Origin of the sequence: uncultured Virgibacillus sp. (genome assembly GCF_947495635.1) — a bacterium.
Lineage (GTDB): Bacteria > Bacillota > Bacilli > Bacillales > Amphibacillaceae > Virgibacillus > Virgibacillus salarius.
In genome coordinates this window covers 30,504-46,985 of record NZ_CANMAB010000021.1, presented here as the reverse complement: position 1 = coordinate 46,985, position 16,482 = coordinate 30,504, and the positions used below count along the sequence as shown (strand labels likewise).

Here is a 16,482-nt window from a genome sequence, read left to right as displayed (position 1 = left end):
GTAGCTATTATTCCATAATAGCTACTAGAGAAAGCGTAAATCTGAGCATTTAGTGATAAGGACTGAGCGAATTTTGCTCAGTTTTTTATAATAGTTTAGGAAACTATACAATTTGCCCATGTGTATAATTATGGACGTGTTGAGCCAGCACCTAGAAACGAGGCTAATTCATAAATCGTCCTCATCTAAGTCATCGTTGGCTTGCAAGCTCACCGTGTTTCCTTTATCTCCGTTGACTCGCTCCAGTCGCTACGTTTCTAATCGGGCGCTTGCCTTTTTGTTCTTGAATGAAAAAGTTAAGATTTGTTTGTCCTCAATAGATACAACTATTAAAGTTAAAAAGATCGACGTAGCGGAATGCTTAATAGTTTTACTAGAACCTACTACCTTAACCCTTATTGAACTACTTTTAAATAGGTCATAATTTGTCCAATAGCGCATACATTTACTAGTAAGCAATATAGAAAAGTGAGGGAAGATGATGGAGGAAGTATTGCGTTTATTCCCGGAACAAATAAGAAATGAAGTCAGTAGAAAAGTTGGGAGAAGGTGGGATGAATTAGAAGAAATTCGCTTACGGCTGAATAAACCTGTAGAGCTTATATTTCATGCAACGCATAAAACAGTCTATCATCCAATTCCAACTAAAGGTGATTTTGTTCACATGATTAATCAACTAAGTGAATTTTCTTTATATCGAATGGAAGATGAACTAAGAGAAGGTTATATGACGATAGAAGGTGGACATCGGGTTGGATTAGCAGGCAGAGTTAATACAATAAATGGCTCGGTTAAAGCAATTCAGTATATCACCTTTTTAAATATCAGAATTGCCAAAGAAAAGATAGGTGCAGCTTCAGAGGTAGTCCCATACCTCTATCAACAAGGTTACTTAAATACACTTATTGTTGGAGCTCCACAAACTGGAAAGACAACACTTATTCGTGATATTACACGCATTATCTCGTCAGGCTGGACGCATATTCCTCCACAAAAAGTAGGTGTTGTAGATGAGCGTTCAGAAATAGCCGCTTCGATTAAAGGAGTGCCGCAACATAATATAGGACCACGAACTGATGTGATGGACGCATGCCCAAAAGCAGAGGGTATGATGATGATGATACGTTCGATGTCACCACAAATACTAGTTGTTGATGAAATTGGCGGTAAGAGGGATGTGGATGCTTTACTAGAAGCAATTAATGCAGGGGTAGTAGTGATATGTAGTATTCATGGACAAACACTTGACGAATTAAACCGTCGTCCTTCTATTCAAGCGCTTTTACAGCAAGAAATATTTCAAAGAATTATCTTGCTGGACCGTACCTCCTCTCCAGGAAGTTTTCAGCATATATATGATGCTTATGGAAATAGCATATTAAGAAAGAAAATGGGAGGGTAATTATGCAATGGATAGGGGCACTTCTATTTATAGGAACAACTACTTGGATTGGATTTGAATGGAGTAATCGACTAGCAAATCGGCCAAAGCATATAAGACAAGTTAAAAATGCACTACAAATATTAGAGGCAGAAATGATGTACAGTCAATTACCTTTACAAGATGCATTTGAATCCATAAAAAAACAAACACCTTTTCCAATTCATTCGTTTTTTGACCAATTGTATAAAAATATGAATAAAGATAGTAAGGATTTTTATGTTGTTTGGCAGAAATCCTTAGACGATTTAATGGACATTTCCAGTCTAGGAAATAACGAAAAAGAAATATTATTACAATTTGGCCAAACATTAGGTCAGCATGATTTTCTTCAACAGCAAAAGCATATTCAGCTAGCAGCTAATCATTTAGATCGCGAGCTAGAAAATGCAAGGGATTACTATCAAAAATACGGAAAAATGACTAAAAGCCTAGGTGTATTATGTGGCATATTTGTTGTATTACTGCTTCTATAGTTGAAAGGAGTTAACCCGATGTTTACAGATGCTTCTATCTTATTTCAAATAGCGGGAATAGGGATAATTGTAGCCCTAATCCATACGATATTGAAACAAATGGGAAAAGAGGAAATTGCTCAATTTGCAACGCTAATTGGTTTCATTATCGTACTAGTTTTAGTAATAAACGGTTTGTCTGATCTTTTTCAGCAGATCAAATCCGTATTTCTTTACCAAGGGTAACATCATATGGATATTTTACAAATTGTAACATTGGGCATAGTAGCTAGTATTCTCTATATTATTTTAAAGGATATTAATCGAACATTTGCATTCTTTGTAATTGTCATCACTGGTGTCATCATTTTTTTATCCATTATTCAACAAATCGGTTCTATCTTTCAATTAATTCAAACACTAGGTACGAAAGCTCAAGTGGATGGAATGTATTTAGAAACAATTTTGAAAATTATCGGGATAGCTTATATTGCTGAGCTTGGTGCAAGTATCACCAAAGATGCCGGACTCGAATCTGTCGCTTCCAAAATTGAACTTGCAGGTAAAATATTTATTCTATTGCTTGCTGTTCCAATAATTACAGCTGTAATTGAGGCTATATTACGCTTTTTACCAGCAACCTAACATAACCCAGAAAGGAGTATTCATGGTGGATGAAACATCATAAAAAATTCCGTATCCTTCTATTTGCTTTGTTCTTTTTCTTTCTGGGACAAGCTACTATTTCAGCGAATCCGAATATTCATGATGTTCAAGACGGAATGCTAGATGACATCTCATTGGAAGGCGTACAGAAATATTGGGGGGAACTAGTACAAGATTACGGTGGTTATCTTCCTGAATTAGAGAAAACTAGTGTTTACGAATTTATTAAAGACCAGGGTTCGTTTTCGCTAAAAAATACATTAATAGGACTCGTAGAATTTCTCTTTCATGAATTGCTACTTAATGGTAAATTACTCGGTTCTCTATTCATGCTTACACTCTTTTCTATCATGTTGCAAACCATGCATAATGCATTTGAAAAGAGTACGGTGAGTAAAATAGCGTATTTTGTCGTCTATATCGTGTTAATTTTTTTAGCGTTAAATAGCTTTTATTCCGCAGTATCTTATGCAAAAGATGCTATTGATACAATGAGTAGCTTTATGATTGCACTTTTACCACTAGTTTTAGGTTTGATGGCAACTTTTGGAAATGTGGTTGCCGTATCATTTTTTCATCCAATTATTATCTTTTTAATTCACGCATGCGGATTATTAATTTCAACATTTATATTGCCTTTATTATTTCTATCAGCACTATTAATTATTGTAAGCAGTCTGAATGAAAATTATAAGGTTACCCATTTGGCAAACTTATTCAAAACGGTAAGTTTAGGTGCACTTGGTATCTTTTTAACCATCTTTTTAAGTGTCATGTCTGTACAAGGAGCGGCCAGTGCTATACAAGATGGTGTCGCTATGAAAACAGCGAAGTTTATTACAGGAAATTTTATACCTGTAGTAGGACGTACCTTCACAGATGCTGCAGATACGATATTAAGTGCGTCCTTACTATTAAAAAATGCGATTGGCATCGTAGGTGTTTTAATTATATTATTTATTGCACTATTCCCTGCCTTAAAAATTTTTGCAATTGCGATTATATATAAGATAGCTGCAGCAGTATTACAACCAATTGGAGATGGACCAGTCATCACTACCTTAAACACAATAAGTAAATACATTGTATTTATCTTAGCGTGTTTGCTAGCTGTATCATTTATGTTTTTTCTAGCAATTGTAATTATTGTGGTAGCAAGTAATTTGACATTGCTTTTACGATAGGGGGACGAACATGCAGGTATTAATCCAATGGGTAACACAAATAATTTTGTTTTTACTCTTAGCGGCTATTATTGATTTACTAGTTCCCTCTAATTCCATGAAAAAATATATTAAATTAGTAGTTGGTTTAATCTTAATTTTAATTTTATTAAAACCAATTTTTTATATATTTCAGATTGATATTAATCAGGCGTTAGAAGCCTCTGTAGCACAGTTTGAACAGGAAACTACGGAAGGAAAATCAATGGAAAATTTAATTGAATCACAAAAAAATGAAATAGAAGACGCACAAGATGCATATATTTTAGAACAAATGGCTGTCCAATTAAAAGAATATGCTGAACAACCACTTCAGGAAGAATATCAAGTAGAGATAACGGATATTAAGTTCCAATTTGGTAACCAACAGGAGATGACCTTCAAAAACTTGGATGAAGTCATTGTTTATCTAAGAGAATCAAAAGATGGGGAGGGAGCAGTGAGTATAGTTGATGATGTTGTAATTGATACGGACAACCCTGATAACACAAACGAAGATGAGCAGTTGGAACAAATACAAGCATTGTTAAGAGAGGTATGGGAGCTCGATAACAAAAAAGTAACGTTGCAATGGGAGGGAGGGGCACCTTGAAAGAAAAAATAGAAAAATTATTCCAAAAATCAGACGGCACAAAAAAGCACCCACCAAAAAAATTGGGATACATTATTATTTTAGCTTTAGCAGGTATCTTGTTGCTCATCGTTGGAAATATATTTTCTTCTTCACCAGAAACGGCTGAGGAACAGCAATTGGAACAGCAAATAGAACAACCAATGGAACAACCTGCCAAAGAAACTGCTTCAAACAAACTAGCTACTACCTCTGACATGGAAGAACTGGAAACGATTTATACAAAGGACCTACAGGAGCTGTTAAACAAAATAAAAGGCGTATCGGAAGCAGAGGTCATGGTTAATTTAGAATCTACGAATATTAAAGTCTATGAGAAAAACCTCGTGAAAGGGCAACAAACAACAAAGGAATCTGATAAAAATGGCGGTACAAGAGAAGTAGAAGACTCGACCGAAGAGGCACAAACTGTACTGGTAAGGCAAGGTGAAAAAGAAGTTCCGTTACTAATACAAACAAAAAAACCAGAAGTACGTGGTGTTTTTGTTGTAGCTAAGGGTGCTGACCATGCAAGCGTTAAAAAATGGATTGTAGAGGCAGTTTCTAGAGTACTTGATGTACCGACACACAGAGTATCCGTAATGCCAAAGAATTAAAGGAGGAATTATTTTATGTTAAAAAAACAAACAGTTTGGTTACTTACGATGTTAAGTCTGATGATTGTATTAAGTGTGTATTATATGACATCACCAGACAGCGAGGATATAGCATATGTCAATAATGGACAAGACAATGATGAGGAAGCTGTTCCAACAGATTCTAATGAAACGGAAGGGGATGCCAAAGTAGATGAAATATCGAATTTGGGAGAAGATCAACTTTTCACTTCACTACGAATGGAATTAGAAGATAATCGAAGTGCACAGAAAGAGCGGTTAACAGATATTGTAGCTTCCAGCTCATCTACGCCTACAGAAAAGGAACAGGCTCTTGAAGAAATTGATGTATTAGAAAATTTGTCTTCAAAAGAAAAAATTTTAGAGGATAGTATTTTAGCTTCCGCTAACTATGAGGATGTCTTAGTAAGAACGATGGAAGACGATGAGAAAGTTGTCGTTCAATTGAAGGTTGAGGAAAAGTTGCCTAAATCACAAGCAGTTTCTATTATGCAAATGGTTCGAGATGAAATAGGCTATGAAGACGTAGATGTATCATTTGTTCCGTCTGAGAATAGCCAAGCAACTGAAGAAAATGCAGATGAGAATAAGGAAAGTAAAGAAGATCAAGAGTAAGTAAGCGAAGAGATCCGGGCAATAAACCATTGCTCGGATTCTTTGCTTTTGTCATGGACGAAGCACCCTTGTATTCGCTTTAATTATTGAGTATTGCTATAATAGAGAAGATATCGGAAGGTCATTTTTACATCTGTCTTTTAAGGTTAAACCTTGAAGTTTATATTGGACTTGTCGTAAAATATTAAGAGGAGTTATTAGTACCTAATAATAAGCTTGAAGACGAAAGGGTGCCAGCAGTAATGTTAAACGTACAAGAAATACAAGAAATTATAAAGTTAATTGATCAATCATCAATAGAAGAATTTACGTATGAAACGAACGGTACGACGGTTTCTTTGAAAAAATCTAGTCAAAAAAATCCTGTATCCGTTCAGGATAATCAAATACAGCCGACTACTAAGGTAGAGAACGTACAACAATCAGATGTAAAGGCAAATATTAAGAATGAACCAGTTGAAAACGAAGTTACATCAGAACAAAGTCAAGCTGTAGCTTATGATCATGAAATTGTATCTCCGATGGTGGGTACTTTTTACACTGCCCCATCTCCTGAAAAAGATGCGTTTGTATCAAAAGGAAGTAAAGTAGATGAGTCAACGGTTGTTTGTATTGTTGAAGCCATGAAATTATTTAATGAAATCGAAGCAGAAGTTTCAGGAGAAATCGTTGAAATATTGGTTGAAAATGGTGAGCTAGTTGAGTATGGTCAGCCATTATTCCGTGTAAACACTAAGTAAGGGGATGTAAAGAGTGATTAAAAAACTGTTAATTGCTAACAGAGGAGAAATAGCGGTCCGGATTATTCGAGCCTGCAAAGAATTAGATATTGAAACGGTAGCGGTTTATTCCGAAGCAGATAGTGAAGCACTACATGTTCAATTAGCAGATGAAGCATATTGCATCGGACCGAAGCAAAGTAAAGACAGCTATCTTAATTTCACCAATATAATGAGTGTTGCGATATTAACAGAAGTGGATGCTATCCACCCTGGATATGGTTTCTTAGCTGAAAATGCAGACTTTGCTGAGATCTGCCGAGCATGCAATATTACGTTTGTAGGACCAACTCCCGAAGCAATACAAAAGATGGGTATTAAGGACGTAGCTAGAAAAACAATGGACGAAGCAAACGTTCCAATTGTACCTGGTTCTAATGGTATTATTGAAAATGAAGAAGAAGCAAAAGTGGTTGCCAATGAAATTGGCTATCCCGTCATTATTAAAGCCACTGCTGGTGGTGGTGGTAAAGGTATTCGAGTAGCAAGATCGGAAGAGGAATTACTAATAGGTATTGAGGTTACACAGAAAGAGGCAGAAACTTCTTTCGGTAATGCTGGTGTATACATTGAGAAATATATTGAAGACTTTCGCCATGTGGAAATACAAGTACTAGCAGATAGACACGGAAATGTTATTCATTTAGGAGAGAGAGATTGTACAATCCAACGAAGATTGCAAAAGTTAGTTGAAGAATCACCTTCTCCTGCGTTAACACCTGAAATAAGGAAGAAGATGGGAGAAGCTTCTGTGAAAGCTGCACGTGCTGTAGGTTATGAAGGTGCGGGAACTATTGAATACATTTTTGATCGGACAAGTAATGCCTTTTATTTTATGGAAATGAATACACGTATTCAAGTAGAGCATCCGGTTACCGAAATGGTCACTGGAGTTGATTTAATAAAAGAGCAGATTAAAGTCGCTAATAATGAAGAGCTATCCATAAAGCAATCCGATGTAACACTAGAAGGCTGGGCAATTGAATGTCGAATTAATGCAGAAAATCCATTTAAAAACTTTATGCCGTCAGCAGGAACTATTGAAATGTATTTACCTCCAGGTGGATTAGGAGTGAGAGTAGACTCTGCTGTATACTCTGATTATCGAATTCCTCCGTATTATGATTCTATGGTTGCGAAATTAATTACCTATGGAAAAACAAGAGAGGAAGCAGTTAAACGAATGAAACGGGCGCTAGATGAATTTGTTGTGGAAGGTGTTTATACGACTATTCCATTTCATCGTTTAATTATGGATCATGAAGTATTCATCAACGGGGACTTTAATACAAAGTTCTTAGAAGAAAATCCAATAGTACAAGACAAAACGGAATAAACATAGACTAAAAGGAGTGAGCAAATGAGTGAACAACCATTACTAAATGTGAGTGATGATCGTTTAGGAAAAGTAGAAATTGCTCCCGAAGTTATTGAAGTTATTGCAGGTATAGCGGCTACTGAAGTAGATGGTTTATACGCGATGCGTGGTAATTTTGCCTCTGGAGTGGCTGAAAGATTTGGTAAGAAAGCGCATAGTAAAGGGGTAAAGGTGGAATTAACAGATAATGGAATTTTAATCGACTTATTTGTTATTTTAAACTTTGGTGTATCTATCCCCCAGGTTGCACAAATGCTACAAACGAATATTAGACAGACGCTGAAAAATATGACAGCTTTAGAAATTGATGAAATTAACGTTCATGTTGTAGGGATACAAATGGAAGGAACAGACGATGTAGATGAATAAGAAGAGAGGTCAAAAGGAATATTAGATCCTTTTTTGACCTCTTTTTTTTGATAATTAGCATGGTATTCAGTCTTAATGTTGATTCTAGCATTGGTGATATAATCATGTTATGATTTGTAAGAGATATGTTAAAAGGAGCTATAAGCAATGAACAGACATACAGCAAGAGAAAAGGCATTTCAAATATTGTTTCAGTTAGATGTAAATGACAATAAACCAGCCGAGGCTATGGAGCACTTTCTTGAAAATGAGACGAAAGATGCCTTTTTAACCATGCTCGTAGAAGGTGTGGCAAGAAATAAGGAAGAAATTGATAAAATGCTTTCAGAGAAGCTAGAAAATTGGTCGATAGATCGAATAGCGTCTGTTGAAAAAACAATATTACGTATTGCTATCTTTGAAATCAGCTATGTAGAGGACATACCTGATAATGTTTCCATTAACGAAGCAATTGAGCTAGGAAATACATATGGAGATGATAACTCAGGAAAATTTATAAATGGTGTTCTATCAAAATTTGTTCAATAAACGAAGGGGATGTCGTGAATGACTGCAGAAATAATCAATGGAAAAGCGTTAGCCGATGAACTCCGAAATGAAATGAAAGTAGAGGTAGAAGAGCTAAAAAAGCAAGGAATATATCCACATTTAACCGTTGTATTAGTTGGTGATAATCCAGCTTCTAAATCATATGTTAACGGAAAAGAAAAAGCTTGTAGGGAAACAGGGATATCCTCGGATTTAATTGAGTTGCCAACTTCTATTACTGAGGAAGAATTACTAGCACTGATTGAAAGGCTCAATCAAGATTCGGCGGTACATGGTATCCTTGTTCAGCTACCACTTCCCACTCATATCCGTGAACAACAAATTATTGAGACAATACACCCTAATAAAGACGTAGATGGATTTCATCCTATAAGTATTGGAAGAATGATGGCTGGTATGAATACATTTTTACCTTGCACCCCATTTGGAATAGTGACAATGCTCCAATCAAAACATATTCCAATGGAAGGAAAACATGCTGTTATTATTGGAAGAAGTAATATTGTTGGTAAGCCTGTCGGTCAGTTATTATTAAATGAAAATGCTACTGTTACATATTGTCATTCTCGAACGAAGGATTTACAGCAGTTTACAAAACAAGCGGATATCTTGATTGTTGCTGTTGGAAAGCCAAATGCTATTCATGCAAACGATATAAAGGAAGGTGCGACGGTCATCGATGTCGGTATAAATCGGTTGGAGGATGGCTCATTAACTGGAGATGTAGATTTCGAAAGCGCAAAAGAAAAAGCGGCATTCATCACTCCTGTTCCCAGAGGTGTAGGTCCAATGACAATTACAATGCTTTTAAAAAATACAATAAAAGCAGCTGAAGGATTAGAGAAATTGTGAATGATAAGTATTTAACAGTTACTGCGCTTACAAAGTATATAAAGCGAAAAATAGACACTGATCCGCATTTAAGTGATGTTTGGCTGCGCGGGGAAATTTCTAATTTTAAGCATCATTCAAGAGGACATATGTATTTAACCATCAAGGATGATCAATCGAGAATACAAGCTGTTATGTTTGCTGGGAATAATCGAAGGTTGAAATTCACTCCAGAAAATGGAATGAACGTTTTAATTAAAGGCGAAATTAGTGTGTTTGAAGCCTACGGACAGTATCAGTTATATATTCAGCAAATGGAACCTGATGGGATCGGAGCTTTATACGTAGCGTTTGAGCAGCTAAAGGAAAAGCTACAGAAACAAGGATATTTTAATGAACACCACAAGAAACCAATACCTGAGATACCTACTCATATTGGTGTTATTACTTCGCCTACAGGAGCAGCGGTTCGAGATATTATTACTACCATTAAACGGCGATTTCCAATCGCTGAAGTTACTGTTTTACCAGTTCTTGTCCAAGGTACGGAATCTCCAGTGTCCATTAGTCAAGCTATAGAGGTAGCTAACACAAAATCTCTATTCGATGTACTAATCATTGGTAGAGGTGGGGGATCCATTGAAGAACTATGGAGTTTTAACGAGGAGATAGTGGCTAAAGCGATTTTTAACTCTACAATTCCAATTATTTCGGCAGTCGGTCATGAAACAGATGTAACGATTAGTGACTTTGTTGCAGATCTGCGAGCTCCCACTCCTACAGGTGCTGCAGAGTTAGCGGTTCCGTCAAGACAAGAATTAAAGGATAAGGTTTCCACATTAAAGCGAATGCTCATCAAAGACTTAAATCAGCAGTTAAAGCAACATAAGCAACATCTAAGTAGACTTCGACAGTCATATGCTTTTCGATATCCAGTGCAATTGCTCAAACAAAAAGAACAGGAATTGGATACAAGAACGGATCAATTGAATAAATCAATGACTAATCATTTAGGAGAGGGTCATCAGAACTACCAGCATTTGTATATACGTTTTATTTATCAACAGCCAGTCAAGCAGTTGGAGAGATCCAAACAGCAATTAAAACAACTAATGAAGCAACAGCAAAACATAATGCAACAGACTATCACACAAAAATCAGAAAGATTAGCAAATAATCTGGATAAGTTAAGTTTACTAAATCCTTTAGAAATTATGAAAAGAGGTTTTTCCATTTCTTATTCTGAAGATGGAACTATTATTAAATCAGTAAGTCAGGTAAAGAAAGCTGATCGAGTTACTGTAAAGATGATGGATGGAGATATTACTTGTGATGTTGTAAGGGTAGAGGAGGAATAATAAAAATGTCGGACAATGAACTTTCCTTTGAGGAAGCAATGGCACAGCTGGAGAAAATAGTAGAAAAGCTGGAAACAGGGGACGTACCTTTAGAAAAAGCGATTGATTACTATCAAGATGGAATGAAGCTATCTAAACTATGTAATGATAAGCTAATCCACGTAGAAGAAAAGATGACAAAGATTATGAATGAGCAAGGGGAACTTGAACCTTTTCATATCCAGGAGGAAGAATGACAGTGTTGCGTAATATGAAAGATTATTTACAGGAATACAGACAATTGATTGATAAAACCCTTCTGGAAAAATTGGATACCATCCAAATTCCTGAAACGTTAAAACAATCCATGATTTATTCTGTTAAAGCTGGCGGAAAACGATTAAGACCAATTTTATTATTAGCAAGCTATGAGGTTTATGGAAAGAAAACGGCTATTACACTGACAACTGCGGCAGCTTTAGAGATGATCCACACTTATTCACTCATTCATGACGATCTACCCGCGATGGATGATGATGACTATCGACGAGGAATGTTGACAAATCATAAAGCTTTTGATGAGGCAACAGCAATTTTAGCTGGTGATGCATTGCTTACATACAGCTTCGAACTAATAGCTAATGATTCTCAATTGACTGCTGATCAAAAGGTAGAAATACTCCAGGTATTAACAGAAGCAAGTGGGCCTAAAGGTATGGTAGCTGGGCAAATTTTAGATATGCAAGCAGAGAATCAACCGGTAACCCTAGAGGAGCTTGAACAAATTCATGCACATAAAACAGGTGAACTATTACGGTTTGCGGTCTATGCTGGGGCATTTCTTGGAGGAGCATCAAGGACAGAGCTCATGCATCTAAAAGAATTCTCTTATTATTTGGGATTAATTTTTCAAGTTCAGGATGATATTCTAGATATAATGGGAGATGAAGCAAAGCTTGGTAAACCTGTTGGTAGTGATGAATCAAATCAGAAAAGTACCTATCCAAAATTGCTAGGGCTTGAAGGTGCTATCGAAAAGAAAACGTGGTATGTAGATAAGGCTAAAGCGGCATTACAAAAAGCTAATGCACAAGAATCGGTGTTAATGGATTTAACGGAGTATTTTAGTCAACGAGACCATTAAAATCAGAAATAGAACTTTCCTTTTAAATATGCTATAATTAAACTAACAAAGGAATGGTGCAGTATTCTAGTCAGTTCTCCGTACCTGAAGGCGGGCCTAAAAATCCGCCAAAGGGCACATCGATGAAGTTCCTTGTGTAGGCTTGAGGCGCCCAGCCTTGGGTCTATGCTGGGAGTTAAGGTTTTCGGGCGATCCACAAAGGCATGTGGGCGTTGACCCGATTACCGCGGAGGCCCATCTCTGTAGTGATAGCTAAGCCTAGTTATCATTATGGAATGGGGTATGAACCTGCAGATATGGTAAGGGACACCTAATATGCAGCGTAGCCTGCCTTGAGTGGTGCCTGAGGGGATTAGAGTCTTAAAATAACAAATTAGATGGCCACTAGTTTGCTTATTTTCATCTCTATGAAATCAGCACTGCAAAAGAGGCTAGGGAGCGGTTAAGAACTGTTGAGGAAATCTCCTAGACTGTTCGTATGACATATAAAAGGGATTATAGTGTGGACTAAGTGGTAATCCAGTCTAGCTTTTGGCGACGAAGCTAAGTTGATTTTAAAGGGGAACCGCCTTTCGTGGCAACACGGGGTAATCAACTGGGAAAACCTACTGGACCTAAGCCACAGTTTTTACCTTTTACATGACCATTCCTTCTCTTACATAAAAAGAATGAATATCTTATATAATAGAGGTATGAAATGAAATCACACGTAAAACGATCGATTAAATTTAGTCTAACTATTGCCGTTATCACTTTTGTGTTAGCGGCTATTTTTTCAATTATCTCGTCATCTATATTGAGTGGAGTTATTTGGATAATTGGTTTACTTCTTGTATTTATGATAGTATTTGTCGGCGTTGTATTTGATATGTTAGGTATTGCTTCTACAGCTGCTGATGAGGCACCGTTTCATGCAATGGCCGCAGAAAAAGTAACAGGCGCTAAAGAAGCGGTTATCATTATCCGAAATGCTGATAGGTTTGCTAGCTTTTGTAATGATGTGATAGGAGATATTTCAGGTATAGTGAGTGGAACAGCTTCAGCCATTGTTGTATTACAAATGGCAAATTTATTAGGTCATGGAGAAGGATCGACCGTTCAAATAACGATTTCTGTTCTACTGACAAGTGTAGTTGCTGCTATTACTGTTGGAGGTAAGGCGCTAGGCAAATTTTTTGCGATAAATGCCTCAACCTCGATTATTTTCTTCGCTGGAAAAGTAATATCTGTTATAGAAAATAAATTAAAAATAAGAATACTACCCAAAAATTAGTAATAAAGGAAACGACTAATGAGTAAAAAAAAACGATTAGATGTATTATTAGTAGAAAAAAACTTAGTGGAATCGAGAGAACGAGCAAAACGTATGATCATGGCTGGCCTTGTATTTAATGAACATGAACGATTGGACAAGCCAGGAATGAAGATTGATGAAGAAACTCCGTTAACCGTTAAGGGTAAATTACTACCGTACGTTGGTAGGGGAGGACTGAAGCTAGAAAAAGCATTGCAAACATTTGATATCTCTACTGAAAATAAAATTATGGTGGATGTTGGTTCATCAACCGGAGGATTTACTGATTGTGCTTTGCAAAATGGGGCACAACTATGTTATGCCATTGATGTTGGTTATAATCAGCTCGATTGGAAGTTACGAAATGATGATCGTGTAGTAGTTATGGAACGTACAAACTTTCGATATGTCACCCCTGAAATGTTAACACAGGGTAAACCAAATTTTGCTACAATTGATGTTTCATTCATATCCTTAAAGCTTATTTTACCAGTCTTAAAACGATTACTTACTGAAAACAGTGATATTGTTGCTTTAATTAAACCTCAATTTGAAGCTGGGAAAGAACAAGTAGGAAAAAAAGGTATTGTTCGAGATGAAAATGTACATCAGTCTGTATTGTCAACCATTGTTGATTTTGCTATGAGTGAATCATATGATCTATTTGATATAACTCACTCACCGATTACTGGCGGTGATGGCAACATAGAATTTCTGGCACACTTTGGCTGGCAAAAAGAAAAAAAAGGAATTACAGTTACGGATGTCGAAATAGAAGATGTAGTTAAAAAGGCACATGCTGAACTACAAAAAGCAGAGAGAAAGTAAATGAGCTTGAAATGGGAAATGGGGGCGCCCTATGAGTAAGGTACAACGTCATATAAAGATTCGTGCATTAATTACAGAAAATGAAATAGAGACACAGGATGAACTTGTCGATCACTTAAAACGCTTAGGTTATAATATTACACAGGCGACTGTTTCACGTGACATAAAAGAATTGCACTTAGTAAAGGTTCCAGCAACGAACGGGAAATACAAGTATAGCTTACCTGCTGATCAAAGATTTAATCCGTTAGATAAGTTAAAGCGATTAATTATGGATGCATTTGTGAAAATTGAACATGCTAGCCATTTTATTGTGTTAAAAACGTTGCCTGGAAATGCCCATGCTGTTGGTGTGTTAATTGATAATTTGGATTGGGAAGAGATCATGGGGACAATTTGTGGAGACGATACATGTTTAATCATTTGCAGAACAGAAGCAGACTCGGAAATTATTAAAGAACGTTTTATAGAGATGCTGTAGAGTTGGGATGAGGTGAGTGATGGCGTGCTAACAGAGTTATCTATACAGGATTTTGCTATAATTAATAAAATTTCAATTACCTTCCATGATGGTCTCACTGTATTAACCGGAGAGACAGGTGCTGGGAAATCCATTATTATAGATGCAGTGCAATTACTTGCGGGTGGAAGAGGTTCCGTTGAGTTTGTCAGGTATGGAACGAAAAAAGCTGATATTGAAGGTTTGTTTACAATAGATGATAAGTCGCATGCTATTTATGAAATCGGAAGACAGTATGGTATTGAAATTCAAGATGAGCAAATTGTTCTTCGGCGTACGATAACTGCGAATGGGAAGAGTATTTGTCGCGTAAATAGCAAGCTAGTTACATTGGCAATACTACGTGAATTTGGAAAAGCGCTAATTGATATTCATAGCCAGCATGAAACACAATCACTAATGGACCCAGATAATCATATTGATTTATTGGATCAGTATAATGCTGCACAAATAGGACGAGCTAAAGAAGAGTATATTCGCTTATATGAGGAATTAAGTAATTTAAAAACTCGTTATCGCAAACTAAGCGAAAACGAGCAAGAAACAGCACAGCGGCTTGACTTGCTTGAATTTCAAATGACGGAACTGGCATCTGCGGATTTGGAGCCTAACGAGGATCAAAGGTTAGAAGAGGAAAGAAGCTCTTTAGCCAATTATGAACGCATTTACGCTGCGTTACAAATAGCCTATAACGCTCTATATGGTGATCAAAAAGGGCTTGAATGGGTTACAACTGCACAAACAGCTTTACAGGATAATGGTAGGTACGACACATTTATTGCTGGAAAAGCAGAGGAAATTGGGAATTATTTCTTTGGCTTAGAAGAGCTAACCCATGATTTAGGAAATTATCTAGAGTCTATGCAGTATGATCCAGAGCGGTTAAATGAAATAGAAGCTCGACTTAGCGAAATTAACCGCTTAAAGAAAAAGTATGGCTCAAGCGTTGATGAAATATTAGAGTACATGGCTAAAATTGAAGAGGAAATGGAAGAAATAAAAAATAAGGATTCCCATTTATCAAAATTAGAAAAACAAATAAATGAAAAAGCAAAGGATGCTTATTTAGAAGCGGAAGAATTACACGCGCTTCGTTTAAAGGCAGCGAATGCTTTAACGAAAGAAATTCATGATGAATTAAAAGGACTATATTTAGATAAAGCTGCATTTTCTGTATCATTCGAACATGAAAACATGGATCAATATATCCGTAGTGATGAATATCATGCAATAAATCTCCATCAAAAAGGATATGATCAGGTTAAATTCATGATTTCTACGAATCCGGGCGAGCCATTAAAAGAACTAAGTAAAGTTGCTTCTGGTGGCGAACTGTCACGAATTATGTTAGCACTTAAAAAGATATTCGCTAGAAATCAAGGTGTTACGAGTGTTATATTTGATGAGGTAGATACAGGTGTGAGTGGCAGAGTAGCACAAGCTATAGCAGAGAAAATTCATCATATTTCTAAGGAATCACAGGTGCTTTGTATCACACATCTCCCACAAGTAGCTGCAATGGCTGATACGCATAAATTAATTGAAAAGCAGACACAGAACGATCGAACGCATACGATGGTTAGTGAATTATCAATCGATTATCAAATAAATGAATTAGCAAGAATGATTACGGGAACCAAACTTACAGATACAGCCGTAGAGCATGCACGTGAAATGTTGGAAATGGCTGTGAATTATAAATCAAAAAAGAAGCATAATATGAAGGATAAAGCCAGAAAATAGAATATCTGGCTTTTTTATATGCATTGGTATTTACTTTATTCCATCGTTAGTAATATCATACA

General features: G+C 36.4%; 20 protein-coding genes. All 20 read left to right on the top strand.

The window, feature by feature from the left end:
* Window positions 1-481 precede the first annotated feature (481 nt).
* The 20 genes from spoIIIAA to recN all read left to right on the top strand — a co-directional run bounded on the left by spoIIIAA (window position 482) and on the right by recN (window position 16,420).
* Complete coding sequence (gene spoIIIAA, locus Q1A47_RS07015) at window positions 482-1,402, top strand: stage III sporulation protein AA (protein ID WP_026681123.1); 921 nt, start codon at window positions 482-484, stop codon at window positions 1,400-1,402.
* 2 nt (window positions 1,403-1,404) lie between these two features.
* A complete protein-coding gene (gene spoIIIAB / locus Q1A47_RS07010; RefSeq protein ID WP_026681122.1) occupies window positions 1,405-1,917 on the top strand; it encodes a stage III sporulation protein SpoIIIAB in 513 nt (170 codons plus the stop codon).
* 18 nt (window positions 1,918-1,935) lie between these two features.
* Window positions 1,936-2,142: a stage III sporulation protein AC gene (gene spoIIIAC, locus Q1A47_RS07005; protein ID WP_026681121.1), complete on the top strand. Its 207-nt coding sequence runs from the start codon at window positions 1,936-1,938 to the stop codon at window positions 2,140-2,142.
* 6 nt (window positions 2,143-2,148) lie between these two features.
* Entirely contained in the window at window positions 2,149-2,541 is a 393-nt protein-coding gene (gene spoIIIAD / locus Q1A47_RS07000) for a stage III sporulation protein AD (protein ID WP_026681120.1), read from the top strand.
* A gap of 29 nt (window positions 2,542-2,570) precedes the next feature.
* Window positions 2,571-3,746 (top strand): stage III sporulation protein AE, encoded by a 1,176-nt coding sequence (gene spoIIIAE, locus Q1A47_RS06995; RefSeq protein ID WP_026681119.1) that lies wholly within the window; start codon window positions 2,571-2,573, stop codon window positions 3,744-3,746.
* Between the two features lie 10 nt (window positions 3,747-3,756).
* The gene (gene spoIIIAF, locus Q1A47_RS06990; RefSeq protein WP_026681118.1) at window positions 3,757-4,377 is read left to right on the top strand and encodes a stage III sporulation protein AF; all 621 of its coding nucleotides are present in this window, start codon (window positions 3,757-3,759) and stop codon (window positions 4,375-4,377) included.
* Window positions 4,374-5,012 (top strand): stage III sporulation protein AG, encoded by a 639-nt coding sequence (spoIIIAG, locus tag Q1A47_RS06985; RefSeq protein WP_166530487.1) that lies wholly within the window; start codon window positions 4,374-4,376, stop codon window positions 5,010-5,012. Before spoIIIAF ends, spoIIIAG begins: the two co-directional genes overlap by 4 nt.
* Before the next feature lie 15 nt (window positions 5,013-5,027).
* The gene (locus Q1A47_RS06980) at window positions 5,028-5,648 is read left to right on the top strand and encodes a SpoIIIAH-like family protein (protein ID WP_080668668.1); all 621 of its coding nucleotides are present in this window, start codon (window positions 5,028-5,030) and stop codon (window positions 5,646-5,648) included.
* Between the two features lie 242 nt (window positions 5,649-5,890).
* Window positions 5,891-6,388: an acetyl-CoA carboxylase biotin carboxyl carrier protein gene (gene accB / locus Q1A47_RS06975; RefSeq protein ID WP_026681116.1), complete on the top strand. Its 498-nt coding sequence runs from the start codon at window positions 5,891-5,893 to the stop codon at window positions 6,386-6,388.
* A 13-nt stretch (window positions 6,389-6,401) separates the two neighbouring features.
* Complete coding sequence (gene accC, locus Q1A47_RS06970; RefSeq protein ID WP_166530486.1) at window positions 6,402-7,763, top strand: acetyl-CoA carboxylase biotin carboxylase subunit; 1,362 nt, start codon at window positions 6,402-6,404, stop codon at window positions 7,761-7,763.
* Window positions 7,764-7,787: 24 nt separating this feature from the next.
* On the top strand, window positions 7,788-8,174 hold the full coding sequence (locus Q1A47_RS06965; RefSeq protein ID WP_026681114.1) for an Asp23/Gls24 family envelope stress response protein: 387 nt from the start codon (window positions 7,788-7,790) through the stop codon (window positions 8,172-8,174).
* Window positions 8,175-8,321: 147 nt separating this feature from the next.
* Window positions 8,322-8,702 carry a transcription antitermination factor NusB gene (gene nusB, locus Q1A47_RS06960; protein WP_026681113.1) on the top strand — a complete coding sequence of 127 codons (381 nt, stop codon included), beginning with the start codon at window positions 8,322-8,324 and terminating at the stop codon, window positions 8,700-8,702.
* An 18-nt stretch (window positions 8,703-8,720) separates the two neighbouring features.
* A complete protein-coding gene (gene folD, locus Q1A47_RS06955) occupies window positions 8,721-9,575 on the top strand; it encodes a bifunctional methylenetetrahydrofolate dehydrogenase/methenyltetrahydrofolate cyclohydrolase FolD (protein WP_166530485.1) in 855 nt (284 codons plus the stop codon).
* Window positions 9,572-10,912 carry an exodeoxyribonuclease VII large subunit gene (gene xseA, locus Q1A47_RS06950; protein ID WP_026681111.1) on the top strand — a complete coding sequence of 447 codons (1,341 nt, stop codon included), beginning with the start codon at window positions 9,572-9,574 and terminating at the stop codon, window positions 10,910-10,912. The genes folD and xseA overlap by 4 nt, the downstream gene beginning before the upstream one ends.
* A 5-nt stretch (window positions 10,913-10,917) precedes the next feature.
* Window positions 10,918-11,148 carry an exodeoxyribonuclease VII small subunit gene (locus Q1A47_RS06945; protein ID WP_026681110.1) on the top strand — a complete coding sequence of 77 codons (231 nt, stop codon included), beginning with the start codon at window positions 10,918-10,920 and terminating at the stop codon, window positions 11,146-11,148.
* Window positions 11,149-11,150: 2 nt separating this feature from the next.
* The gene (locus Q1A47_RS06940) at window positions 11,151-12,035 is read left to right on the top strand and encodes a polyprenyl synthetase family protein (protein WP_121605889.1); all 885 of its coding nucleotides are present in this window, start codon (window positions 11,151-11,153) and stop codon (window positions 12,033-12,035) included.
* A gap of 697 nt (window positions 12,036-12,732) precedes the next feature.
* Window positions 12,733-13,308 (top strand): hypothetical protein, encoded by a 576-nt coding sequence (locus Q1A47_RS06935; protein WP_121605065.1) that lies wholly within the window; start codon window positions 12,733-12,735, stop codon window positions 13,306-13,308.
* Window positions 13,309-13,326: 18 nt separating this feature from the next.
* Window positions 13,327-14,157 (top strand): TlyA family RNA methyltransferase, encoded by an 831-nt coding sequence (locus Q1A47_RS06930; protein ID WP_121605066.1) that lies wholly within the window; start codon window positions 13,327-13,329, stop codon window positions 14,155-14,157.
* Window positions 14,158-14,188: 31 nt separating this feature from the next.
* Window positions 14,189-14,638 carry a transcriptional regulator AhrC/ArgR gene (argR, locus tag Q1A47_RS06925; RefSeq protein WP_026681106.1) on the top strand — a complete coding sequence of 150 codons (450 nt, stop codon included), beginning with the start codon at window positions 14,189-14,191 and terminating at the stop codon, window positions 14,636-14,638.
* A 24-nt stretch (window positions 14,639-14,662) separates the two neighbouring features.
* Entirely contained in the window at window positions 14,663-16,420 is a 1,758-nt protein-coding gene (gene recN / locus Q1A47_RS06920; protein ID WP_121605067.1) for a DNA repair protein RecN, read from the top strand.
* Window positions 16,421-16,482 lie beyond the last annotated feature (62 nt).

Excerpts from the sequence above, each read along its gene's own strand:
- argR (WP_026681106.1), top strand. The coding sequence starts at position 14,189 with ATGAGTAAGGTACAACGTCATATAAAGATTCGTGCATTAATTACAGAA.
- spoIIIAC (WP_026681121.1), top strand. The coding sequence starts at position 1,936 with ATGTTTACAGATGCTTCTATCTTATTTCAAATAGCGGGAATAGGGATA.
- folD (WP_166530485.1), top strand. The coding sequence starts at position 8,721 with ATGACTGCAGAAATAATCAATGGAAAAGCGTTAGCCGATGAACTCCGA.
- spoIIIAD (WP_026681120.1), top strand. The coding sequence starts at position 2,149 with ATGGATATTTTACAAATTGTAACATTGGGCATAGTAGCTAGTATTCTC.
- Q1A47_RS06935 (WP_121605065.1), top strand. The coding sequence starts at position 12,733 with ATGAAATCACACGTAAAACGATCGATTAAATTTAGTCTAACTATTGCC.
- spoIIIAE (WP_026681119.1), top strand. The coding sequence starts at position 2,571 with ATGAAACATCATAAAAAATTCCGTATCCTTCTATTTGCTTTGTTCTTT.
- spoIIIAB (WP_026681122.1), top strand. The coding sequence starts at position 1,405 with ATGCAATGGATAGGGGCACTTCTATTTATAGGAACAACTACTTGGATT.
- Q1A47_RS06965 (WP_026681114.1), top strand. The coding sequence starts at position 7,788 with ATGAGTGAACAACCATTACTAAATGTGAGTGATGATCGTTTAGGAAAA.
- Q1A47_RS06930 (WP_121605066.1), top strand. The coding sequence starts at position 13,327 with ATGAGTAAAAAAAAACGATTAGATGTATTATTAGTAGAAAAAAACTTA.
- spoIIIAF (WP_026681118.1), top strand. The coding sequence starts at position 3,757 with ATGCAGGTATTAATCCAATGGGTAACACAAATAATTTTGTTTTTACTC.
- nusB (WP_026681113.1), top strand. The coding sequence starts at position 8,322 with ATGAACAGACATACAGCAAGAGAAAAGGCATTTCAAATATTGTTTCAG.
- spoIIIAA (WP_026681123.1), top strand. The coding sequence starts at position 482 with ATGGAGGAAGTATTGCGTTTATTCCCGGAACAAATAAGAAATGAAGTC.
- accB (WP_026681116.1), top strand. The coding sequence starts at position 5,891 with ATGTTAAACGTACAAGAAATACAAGAAATTATAAAGTTAATTGATCAA.
- Q1A47_RS06980 (WP_080668668.1), top strand. The coding sequence starts at position 5,028 with ATGTTAAAAAAACAAACAGTTTGGTTACTTACGATGTTAAGTCTGATG.
- Q1A47_RS06945 (WP_026681110.1), top strand. The coding sequence starts at position 10,918 with ATGTCGGACAATGAACTTTCCTTTGAGGAAGCAATGGCACAGCTGGAG.